This is a genomic window from Gillisella vitis, from assembly GCF_001541345.2.
GTDB lineage: Bacteria > Pseudomonadota > Alphaproteobacteria > Rhizobiales > Rhizobiaceae > Allorhizobium > Allorhizobium vitis.
In genome coordinates, this window is record NZ_LMVL02000008.1 from 199,722 (window position 1) to 209,901 (window position 10,180).

Here is a 10,180-nt window from a genome sequence, read left to right on the forward strand (position 1 = left end):
TAGCGCCGTCCGCCAGATTTGGCGGGCGGCACTGTCATCATTCTTCCACGCCAGACCATAGGCGACTGTCAGGAAGGAGAGGCGCGTGCCTGTTCCACTTGGCGAGTTTTTCCCGGTAGCGCCGTCGATAGGTTTGATCGTCCTCGAAATCGATATTCTCCAGGGCGAATTCGACACCGATTTCGTAATAGGCATCCATGTTCAGGAGCTCGGGCTTGGGCGTTTCGCCCCGCTCGCATTCGCCTTGCATCTGCCAGAACAATTCTTCAAGCCGACGGGCGAGACCGGGCATGTCGCGCAGCGCGCTGGTTTCGAATTGCCGGCTCAAGCTTTCCTTGACGGCCATAAGGCTCTGGCGATCCTGGGCGAAGGCGATGGCGCGCCGCACATAATCCTCTGGAGACTGGCAGATCAGCTCCGGTGCGCCCGCCGATGCCACGACGCTGGCGCAAAAACGCGATGCGAAGCTTTTGCCCGGGAAGGTCAGGACCGGCAGGCCCATGTTGATGGCGTCGGCGGCGGTGGAATGCGCACCGTAAGGGAAGGTGTCGAGAAAAAGATCGGCGACAGCGATGCGGGCAAGATGCTGTGCATTGCCGGCCTTGGCCGCAAACAGCAGCCGCGCCGGATCAACGCCGCACCGGGTTGCCGTATCGCGCAGACGCTGATTGACCTCTTCGTTGCCGGACAGCAACCAGAGCAAGCTGCCGGGCGTTGCCTGCAGGATGGTCATCCAGCGGGTGAAGCCGCTTTGCGTAATCTTCTGCATGCCGTTGAAGCAGGCAAAGACGAAAGCGTCTTCGGGTAGGCCCACTTCGGCGCGTGTCGGGCGTGGCGCCACCTTCCGCTTGCGATCGACCGGCTGGTTGCAGGCGATCCGCAACACTTTTTCCGAATAATAGATCTCGTGTTCAGGCGGAACAATATGATTGTCTGCAATCATATATTGATGGAAGGGGCTCGCCATCGAGCCGGGATAGCCGCAGAAATTGACGATAACCGGGGCGGGGCGATAGGCAAAAATCCGGGTTCTTGCATGCTTCGTATAGCCGTTGACGTCGATCAGAACGTCGATTTCATCGGCGGCGATCAGCCGGGCGGCATCGACGTCGCTCAGCGCAAAAATATCGCGCCAGCCATCGACCGCCTGTTTGATGCGTTGCTGGGTTTCGTCGGTTTCTATCGGTTCGCCGCAATAATAGGCGAACACTTCGATACTGGTCTTGTCATGTAATTCCAGCACTTCGCGCAGCGCAAAGCCGACCGCGTGGTCGCGAAGATCGGATGACAGATAACCGACTCGTAACCGCTGGCCGGTTCCGGTCTTCTGACGTGGTAGCTGGCGGGCTACGGCGCTGAGATCTGGGCGGCCGATCATTGTTTTGTTGCAGCGATAGGCCTTGGCCAGATGAAACAGTGGATCGTCAGAGTAGCAAGAGATCGTCAAGGGCGACACCGCATCCAGCAGCTGGCGCATCGTGACATGGGGAGATTCTTGAAGGACCGGCCATTTGCACTGACGCAACCGTATGGCGGACCAATGTTGACCGGCTTCAGTCTTTTCGGGCCGCAGTTCGATTGCCTTCCACAGAGAGGCTTCAGCCTCTTCCATCAGACCGGCGTTTTCCAGCACGCGACCGATATGTTCCAGCACCATGATGCGATTGGCCAGTCGGTCAGGCGAAATATCCGTGGTCATTTCGGCATAGCTGCGCCATTGTTGCAGGGCATCGTTCAGCAGCCCGCTGTCTTCCAGAGACCTGCCCAGATTGACATGGGCGGCGCCGAACTGCGGATCAATCTTCAGGCAGGCGCGCAGAGCATTGATCGCTCCAGCCATATCGCCAAGCTGCCTTAAGGTGACGGAATAGTTGAAATAGACCATATGTACCAGCGGATGGGCGCTGTTATAGGCGATCCAGACCTTGTAAAGTTCCATGGCCTGATCGACGCGACCTGCTCTGGCGCATTGCTCGGCGACTTCGAACAACTTTGTCAGCGAGAGCTGTTGAGTGCGTGCCTGCTCCACGAAGTCGGCAGGAGGTGTCGCGATAGTCGATGTTACAATGCCAGTGTCCATATCCACCCCAGGAACAGTCGGCCGCAAGGCCGGTAACGACAGCAGGCCGATGCCGATAGGCATGGGGCCTGACGCATAACACTTTTCCACGGTGAACGGGACCGCGATGTCATGCCTTGTCTTGGTAGCGGCATTAGCTTGCATCGGGCTTGACGAAGGATTGACGGCGAAAACACAGGCAAAACATTGCATTTGGACAGAATGGAGCCTGTAAAAGCAAATGCGGCGCCTGGATGAGGCGCCGCATCTGGTCTTGCTATCGAAGGTTTTGGAAGCGCGGCCTAAGCCGCGCCCGTCAGCAGTTAGATGCTTTGATATGCGAGAATGATGGCTTCAACCTGCGACGAATTGAAAGCCTGAACCTGCGTGGTGCTCAGCGACTGCAACTGGTCGCTGGTCAGGGCGCCGATACCATCCGTGGACAGGCCGGTGATCGACTTGGCGCTGATCGCGGCGATATCGCCGGTGGAGAAGGTAACGAGATCGGCGGTTTCGAGCGCAGAGATCTGCTTGGAGCTGAGGTTGGCCACCTGGGTGGTTGTCAGAGCCTCGGCTTGAGCAGTCGTCAGAGCCGCAACCTGGCTGGTGGACAGGCCGCCGATTGACTTGGTGGAGATCGACGCGACCTGGTCCGTTGACAGGCCAGCCACGGCATCGGTGGTGAGGACGCCAACCTGGGCTGAAGACAGGGTTGCCACCTGGGTTGTTGACAAAGCAACGATCTGGTCGGAGGACAGGGCCTTGACCTGTGTGGTGGACAATGCGGCGATCTGTGCCGTTGTCAGGGCGGCTCCATCCGCGGTTTCCAGCGCAGCTATCTGGGTTGTGGTCAGGCCGCTGATGGACTTGGCGCTGATTGCAGCAACCTGGGTGCTGGAAAGGGTAGCAATGGCGTCGGTGGTCAGGGCGGCGATTTGCTTTGCGCCGAGGGTAGCAATCTGGCCGGACGACAGCGCGCTGACCTGGTCGGTGGACAAGGACGCGATCTGCGTGGTGGACAGGCCGACAATGGTCTTGGTGCTGATGGCGGCGAGATCGGTGCTGTCGAGCGTTGCGACATCAGCCGTGTCGAGGCTGCCGAGCTGAGCCGAAGAGAAGCCGGAAATCTGCGTGGACGACAAGGCCGAGACCTGGTCGGAAGACAGGGCTTTGACCTGAGCGGTGGACAATGCGGCGATCTGTGTCGACGTCAGGGCGGCACCATCCGCGGTTTCCAGCGCAGCTATCTGGGTTGTGCTCAGGCCGCTGATGGACTTGGCGCTGATTGCAGCAACCTGGGTGCTGGAAAGTGCAGCAATTCCGTCGGTAGTCAGGCCAGCGAGCTGCTTGGCGCTAAGAGTAGAGATCTGGCCGGTTGACAGCTGAGTGACCTGGTCCGTGGACAAGGCGCTAAGCTGCGTCGAGGTCAGGCCGGAGACCGCTTTGGTGCTGATTGCCTGGATCTGGTCGGACGTCATCACCGCGATATCGTCGGTGCCAAGTGCAGCGATTTGCGTGGCGGACAGAACTGAAACTTGCGACGACAACAGGTTGGCCGTCTGCGTCGTGCCGAAATTGCCGATCTGGGAGGCGGTCAATGCGGCCACAGCCTTGGTGCTCAAAGCGGCTTCCTGACCCGAGCTCAATGCTGTCAGCTGGCTGAGTGTCAGGCCGACAACGCCAGTAGCGGAAATGGCACCCATCTGGCTTGAGTCAAGCACAGCCAAGTCTACCGTTTCGATAGCTGCGATCTGCTTGGAAGACAATGCCGCAACCTGAGTGGTCGACAGTGCAGCTGCATCGGCCGTGTTCAGTGATGCGATCGCCGTGGTGGACAGCGCCTTGATTTGCGTGATGGATAACGACGAAACAATAGAAGTCATTGAGATGTGCCCCTTGGGTTAACGGAATGCCAACATCACCCTCCCACCATGGATTCTATCGGGTCACGACATATCGCACCGTCGAATCAAATCGCATCAGAAGAGAAAATGCTACTCAGGACATGGCTCGGATGAGCCGGCACGTTAGGAGCGCATCATGCATAAGAGCCCCACAGAAGCTCTGATCCTACGTCAATTGACGATAACGTGTTGCAAAGGTGCATGTCGTTTCGTCAAAATTTGCCTTTAACATAGTCCATCTCCGTTCTTCACGAGAGATTGACTTATGCAATCATATGTACCCGAGGAATTACTAATTTTCATTTAATGGGGGATTTTAGAGCGAGGGTGCAACTTCTGTTGCTAGCAACGTTATTTGACCCCTGATGTCTCTCTCGGCGCAATTCTCAAAAAACATTGCATTTATTGAATGTTTTTCTCGAAAATCGATTCTTGATAATAACAAATTCCAGAAATCCGCGTTATCTGGTGGAGATGTAGATCGCGGCCTTCTTATCGCAAACACAATGATTTACCATTCAGGTCGAACAGCAATGGGGAATCGGGGTTTATGAAACAAATTGCAATTGTCGGCGCAGGGCTTTCAGGAGCCGTCATCGCTCGCGAACTCGCCGCAGCGGGACATAAGGTCTCCGTATTCGAGGCGCGCGATCATATCGCTGGCAATTGCCACACGGCGCGGGACCCGGAAACCGGCGTCATGGTGCATGTCTATGGGCCGCATATCTTTCATACCGATAATGAGACTGTCTGGAACTACATTACTGGGTTCGACACATTTCAACCCTATACCAACCGGGTAAAGGCCATAACGGAAGGTCAAGTCTTTTCGCTACCGATCAACCTTCACACGATCAACCAATATTTCGGCAAGACCTTCAACCCGGCGCAGGCCCGCGCCTTTATCGAATCAAAGGGCCTGAAAATGGATCAGGAGCCCCAATCCTTTGAAGAGCAGGCGCTGAAATTCATCGGCAAGGAGCTTTATGAAGCTTTCTTCAAAGGCTACACGATCAAACAGTGGGGTGTGCAACCGGACCAGTTGCCGGCCAGTATTTTGAAACGGCTTCCAGTCCGGTTCAATTACGACGATAACTATTTCAATCATCGTTTCCAGGGCATGCCCAAGCACGGTTATACGCAGATCGTCGAGCGGATACTGGATATCGACGGCGTTGAGGTTCACCTGAACAGGCCCTTTTCTCCGGCAGAAAAGGATGATTTCGACCATGTCTTCTATAGCGGTCCACTGGATGCCTGGTTCGACTATCGCGAAGGCAGGCTTCCTTATCGCACGCTGGACTTCGAAATCCTGCGGGGGGAGGGTGATTTCCAGGGAAATGCCGTGGTCAATTATTGTGGCTCTGACGTGCCCTATACCCGGATTACTGAACACAAGCATTTCTCGCCCTGGGAAACGCATGAGAAAACCATCTGCTATAAAGAGTATAGCCGCTCCTGCACGGAGAAGGACATTCCCTATTACCCGGTACACCTGACAGGTCTGTCGGATAACCTCACCCGCTACCAGGAACTGGCCGCAGCTGAGAAAAATGTAACCTTCGTTGGCCGGCTCGGCACTTTCCGCTATCTCGACATGGATGTCTCCATCGCCGAAGCGCTTGATTGCGCAAAGAAATTTTTGTCTGATTGAGATAGGGTAAGCTCAGAGGTGACGCAGAACTCTTGAGTTCATTGGGGTGTTTTAGGCCACTATAGCTGCGGTGGGAGACGGACAATGCCAAGCTGGACGAGATCGTCACCGATCTGTCTTTTGATAAGGTCATTTTGACCGCCGGTTCTGCCGGCCATGACGAATGCCGCGATAATTTTTGCAACGTCACCCAGGTCGAAGCGGTGTTGAAGACCTATTTTGAAACCGGAAGAAGCAATCAATTCTGCCAATTAGCTTTCTATCTCTGTGTTGGTGGTTGATCGACAGGGGATCACGCTATAAAAGTCTGGCGCGGAGTCAAACGGCTACGGGAATTCAAGAGGAAATGTCATGCCTACTGGTACTGTGAAATTTTTTAACGACGACAAGGGTTTTGGTTTTATCACGCCCGAAAATGGTGGAACGGATGTATTCGTTCACGTGTCTTCCCTGCAGCGCGGTGACTCGCTCAGAGAAGGTGACAAGGTCAGCTTCGAAATCGGGCAGGACCGTAAGACCGGGAAGTCGAAGGCTGAAAACGTCAGCGTGCTTTAACAACGGAGCTGCGTTCAGTGCAATGGTGCGCACGAACGCATTCCGTGAGTTGAACTCGAATTTGTCGACATGCTCGAATAGAAGGCGAGACGATATTCTGATCGCCAATTCTACCTCGATCTGTTCCTAAAGCATCGGACCGAAAAGTGATAATCGCTTTTCGGTCCGATCATTTAGTGAATGCGAGCACAGGCCGCTTTGTGAACTCCCAGCTGTTTCAAGTTCACGGCCTTATTTCCAAACATTTATATCCACTACAAATGCAATCTGTCCGCAGAAAGGCAACCGCCTTTGCGCGCCAGGAATCTTCCAATATTCCGGCTGATGACAAGGTTATACCAAGTCTCGAAGATTCTCACGCATCCTCGATTTGAAAAAGTTTCGAATATCTCAAATGCATCAATGGATTGAAATATTCGAAAGTGGTGACGCCACCGATCTGAAGCGGGCCGCTCGGTTCATTTATCTCCAGAAGCTCGCCTTTGGTGGCAAGGTTGCGGGCCAGAACTTCGGCGTCCAGCACAATGGCAGCGCCCGGTTTAATCTAAACCGGTTGGCTCCGCTCCCGGAAGATGTCCACGAGCGCCTCTCTGGCGTCCTCATCGAGAACCTGGACTGGTTGGCCTTATCAACCGCTATGACCGGCCGGGTGTGCTGTTCTATCTCGACCCGCCTTACTTCGGCTGTGAGGACGATTACGGCAAGGCGCTGTTTGGGCGGGATCAGTTCGAAGTCATGGCGGATCGACTGAAAAGCCTTCAGGGTGTGCTTGTTCTGTCGATCAATGATCGGCCGGAGATTCGCGAGATCTTAACGGGGTTTCGGGCTGAAGAGGCGGAATTGTCATACTCGGTGGCAGGCGGGAAGGGAACAGAGCGCGGGAGTTGATTTTTTATGGTGGGGATGGGTGATGTTGAGAGCAAATGCTTAAGGGCAGCTTTGCGCCTGAAGCAGAAATGCGTCTAGGCGTTGATCAGGGTCGCTTTCTACCCCATTTGAGCCATTGGCTGTAACATTCTTAAATCCTAAGCGCTGCCAATCGGTCGCTTAGTTTTGGGCGTGCTTCGTCCGCTACGGTTCTTTGGCGAGTGCAGCTTTCGCCTCATCAATGAACTTTCGCTTCAACTCATTGTATTCGGCCCGACCGGTGGGGGCAGCTGCAATCGCGGCCTCTTTCGCAGCAACGTAGGCCTGACGGAGATGCATATCCCGCCTTAGAGCGTCCCGCAGTTGCAGGTTCGAGGTCCAAGACTCTCCCTCGAATTCAACGATATGAAGCAAGTGCGTGCGTTCGCTTCTGTCTCGTCCTCGTCCAAAAATGAAATGGCCTGGGATACCTGCGTGCTCTGCATAGTCGTATCCCAAGCCTTCCAATAGCTCGACGCACTCTCGCCAGCCCTCCAGCGGACGAATACCAACCAGAATGTCGAGTATCGGCTTTGCTTTCATCCCCTCAACGGACGTTGATCCGTAATGCTCAACACCTTTTGCAAGAATCCCAAGTGCGGTTTTGATCCGGCCACTTTCGGTCTCAAATTCCAGCTTCCAGGCCGGCTGGTAATCCACCAAGTAATTCACACCGTGCTTCAGTCCCAGCATTTGCACCTGCCTATTTCTCCTGCCGCCTACAACTCCTCGTCAGATTAAAGGATTATTGGTTAGAGCCAGACAGTCCTCTTTCCACTCCATGACAAATATGACTGGACCGACCCCTTAAATGACCGCATCGGACCAAAAGCCACCATGGCCGGTTCGCGCCAGAAGAAGACGTGTTTCCTTTCGCGACGCTTGACCTTGAAGCCAAGCAAGCAAATTATTCTCGGTCTGAGTAGTTGGATTAACCGCTGATTTCGGAGGTCACGAGGTGACTATCGTATTCATTGTTGTTCTTGTCTTGGCTTGCGGCGTCGTCGGTGCGACGATGCCGCCTCGTAGATTGGGGTCTAGGTTCACCAAGCTCGATTACTCCCAAGCGTATGACAACCTCCAGAAGCCGATTTCTCGTAAAACGGCATTCTGGATGAAAATGCGGCTTCTTCTTTTGCTTGTCGCGTTAGTTGGATTGATCGGATTCCTCTGTATAGTCCTGTAGGGTTTTGTCCCCGATGCACCACGTCAACACCCGAGGTAAATGGCCATTTGAGTGGCCTTCAAACTATGTTCGAATCAACTTTTTGATATGCGATTTCGAATTTTCATTTTTCCGGTTCTGCGTGTCAAAATTCCGGAAGTCCGCGGCTGTTGTCTGTAAGGCAGATGTGGAATTGGCGGGAATTTACGAAATTTCATGGAAACATGTGGGAGTGGTTGTTTCAAAAAGATATTTTCCAATCCATTCGAGCCATGCCCTGGTAAAATGCGCGGCGACAGGCTTGTGATCTGCGCGTAAGCGTACTTTATGATCAAACCTAACGTGCACCTTCAAAAATCATTCAGGGCAAGGGTGACATTTTTCAACGGATTGATATTGCCGGAACATTGTCAGCTTGGCTCGCCAAGCCTCGACAGATTTGCCTTTAAATTCAGACAGTAAAAATTTCGCGCCGGAATTATACTATGTGAGCCAAAAATGCATTGAAATTAATGACTTGTTAGATTCAGACCATTAGGTGAAAATTTCACAGCGGGCCTTAGGATCCAGGCTGTACTGAAGTGCCGCTTATGTTCCATATGTGAACATTATCTGATTTTGGGCGGCGGTTTTTCGGGTCTGTTAACCGGCAGGGGCGTGGCACAGCTAGACAGCCACGCGGCCCTTTAGCTTGAAACTCTCCGGCAACAGGTCGCTGTGGAGCACTAGGTTACGACCGGATGATTTGGCCAGGTAGAGCGCCCGATCGCACGCGTTGAACAGGTCCTCGAAGGTCTCGAATGACTTCCTGTCAGCAATGCCACCGGATAGAGTGATATGAACGAGCCTGTCGTTGATGTTGACGGGCCGAGCTGCAAGCATCTCGCGGCATCGTTGTGCAAGAGCCAGACGTTCTGGCGCGGTGATTTTGACGGCCAGCACAGCAAATTCCTCGCCGCCAATTCTTGCAACAATATGGGGTTGTTCGAACGCGGACATGAGGTGTCTTGCTACCGCGACGATCGCGTGATCTCCAGCATCGTGTCCGAGTTCGTCGTTGATATGCTTGAAGCGGTCAATGTCGAAAAGGATGAGGGACGAATCCTCCTCCGCTTTCGCCACTTCTTCCATAAATGCCCGACGATTCAATAAGCCTGACAGCATGTCTGTGCGGCTGAGCTGTTCAAACGTCGCTCGCGAGATCGACAGATGATGGATGGCCAGACCAACGAGATAGACAATCGAAAATGTCAGCGAGGAGGCCACGACTGTCGAGATGATCATTCCAACGGTAACGGCTGGACCGACCGGATAGGGTAAGAGGCCCAATGCGTTCAGCAAGTGATGGGCGAGAAAATTCAGGATATCGGCGATCAACGTGACGCCAAGTGCTACGCGAATAGCGAAAAACAATACTTTGTCCCTCGTTTCGAACCGATCCGTGGCACAAGCCTGCTGTATATGGCGCTCTATAAATACAATCATGAAGTGTCTGAGCTCGTCTTTAATTTACAGCAACCGCCGAACGTGCTCACTGTTACATGCAATACTTTGATATCTGGTGAAGAACGGAAATTAACTTGAATTCCTCTCGACCAACGTTGCGTTAGTTGGCCAACTAGATGCCACGTGTCATCGCAAAGAGTATGCGGTGTGCCGTTCCATATTTGCATCTTATCTGACAATCAGGCTCAAAATGGCGTCCATTGCCACGTCAGAAAAACGACGCGATCACCTCTGCGGCTGGGTTATTCGTCGTCAGAGGTTTTGAAGGCGCCAAGATGGAGTTCTCTGTTCGCGCTTCGACCAATGACCTCGAAATGAACGGTGGTTTTAACCCGCTTGTAGGAGCAAACCGGCCTTCCGCCATCGTCGAGCGACCGCACCATCATATAATGGCCAAGACTTCGAAAAGGCATGTAACGATAAGTGCCAGG

10 protein-coding genes are annotated in these 10,180 nt (G+C 53.7%); 3 read left to right on the plus strand and 7 right to left on the minus strand.

Features of this window, described 5'->3' with window-relative positions; genetic code table 11:
- Positions 1–37 precede the first annotated feature (37 nt).
- Complete coding sequence (locus tag ASB66_RS23075) at positions 38–2,080, minus strand: O-linked N-acetylglucosamine transferase, SPINDLY family protein (protein ID WP_081089185.1); 2,043 nt, start codon at positions 2,078–2,080, stop codon at positions 38–40.
- A gap of 302 nt (positions 2,081–2,382) precedes the next feature.
- Positions 2,383–3,942: a hypothetical protein gene (locus ASB66_RS23080; protein ID WP_060719779.1), complete on the minus strand. Its 1,560-nt coding sequence runs from the start codon at positions 3,940–3,942 to the stop codon at positions 2,383–2,385.
- 571 nt (positions 3,943–4,513) lie between these two features.
- On the opposite strand from ASB66_RS23080, the gene glf reads away from it, so the two are divergent.
- Positions 4,514–5,617, plus strand: coding sequence for a UDP-galactopyranose mutase (gene glf / locus ASB66_RS23085; protein ID WP_060719778.1), 1,104 nt, complete (start codon positions 4,514–4,516; stop codon positions 5,615–5,617).
- 59 nt (positions 5,618–5,676) lie between these two features.
- Here the strand turns inward: glf and ASB66_RS23090 are convergent, their stop codons facing one another.
- A complete protein-coding gene (locus ASB66_RS23090; protein WP_060719777.1) occupies positions 5,677–5,868 on the minus strand; it encodes a hypothetical protein in 192 nt (63 codons plus the stop codon).
- Between the two features lie 100 nt (positions 5,869–5,968).
- Here ASB66_RS23090 and ASB66_RS23095 point away from each other — a divergent pair, with 100 nt between their 5' ends.
- Entirely contained in the window at positions 5,969–6,172 is a 204-nt protein-coding gene (locus ASB66_RS23095; protein ID WP_015916634.1) for a cold-shock protein, read from the plus strand.
- 355 nt (positions 6,173–6,527) lie between these two features.
- Here ASB66_RS23095 and ASB66_RS26925 read toward each other — a convergent pair whose 3' ends face one another.
- The gene (locus tag ASB66_RS26925; RefSeq protein ID WP_234613957.1) at positions 6,528–6,695 is read right to left on the minus strand and encodes a hypothetical protein; all 168 of its coding nucleotides are present in this window, start codon (positions 6,693–6,695) and stop codon (positions 6,528–6,530) included.
- Positions 6,696–6,823: 128 nt separating this feature from the next.
- On the opposite strand from ASB66_RS26925, the gene ASB66_RS26930 reads away from it, so the two are divergent.
- Complete coding sequence (locus tag ASB66_RS26930) at positions 6,824–7,060, plus strand: DNA adenine methylase (protein WP_060719776.1); 237 nt, start codon at positions 6,824–6,826, stop codon at positions 7,058–7,060.
- Positions 7,061–7,243: 183 nt separating this feature from the next.
- On the opposite strand, the gene ASB66_RS23105 is transcribed toward ASB66_RS26930, so the two are convergent.
- From ASB66_RS23105 to ASB66_RS26590, 3 genes are all read right to left on the minus strand, one after another.
- The gene (locus tag ASB66_RS23105) at positions 7,244–7,771 is read right to left on the minus strand and encodes a GrpB family protein (RefSeq protein WP_060719775.1); all 528 of its coding nucleotides are present in this window, start codon (positions 7,769–7,771) and stop codon (positions 7,244–7,246) included.
- Positions 7,772–8,909: 1,138 nt separating this feature from the next.
- A complete protein-coding gene (locus ASB66_RS23115) occupies positions 8,910–9,620 on the minus strand; it encodes a GGDEF domain-containing protein (protein WP_158544232.1) in 711 nt (236 codons plus the stop codon).
- Positions 9,621–9,991: 371 nt separating this feature from the next.
- On the minus strand, positions 9,992–10,180 hold a 189-nt coding region (locus ASB66_RS26590), incomplete at its 5' end, for a hypothetical protein (RefSeq protein WP_206781798.1).

What these genes read in the sequence shown, in the direction of transcription:
- ASB66_RS23080 (WP_060719779.1), bottom strand. Translation starts at nt 3,942, where the DNA reads ATGACTTCTATTGTTTCGTCGTTATCCATCACGCAAATCAAGGCGCTG.
- ASB66_RS23075 (WP_081089185.1), bottom strand. Translation starts at nt 2,080, where the DNA reads ATGGACACTGGCATTGTAACATCGACTATCGCGACACCTCCTGCCGAC.
- glf (WP_060719778.1), top strand. Translation starts at nt 4,514, where the DNA reads ATGAAACAAATTGCAATTGTCGGCGCAGGGCTTTCAGGAGCCGTCATC.
- ASB66_RS23105 (WP_060719775.1), bottom strand. Translation starts at nt 7,771, where the DNA reads ATGCTGGGACTGAAGCACGGTGTGAATTACTTGGTGGATTACCAGCCG.
- ASB66_RS23095 (WP_015916634.1), top strand. Translation starts at nt 5,969, where the DNA reads ATGCCTACTGGTACTGTGAAATTTTTTAACGACGACAAGGGTTTTGGT.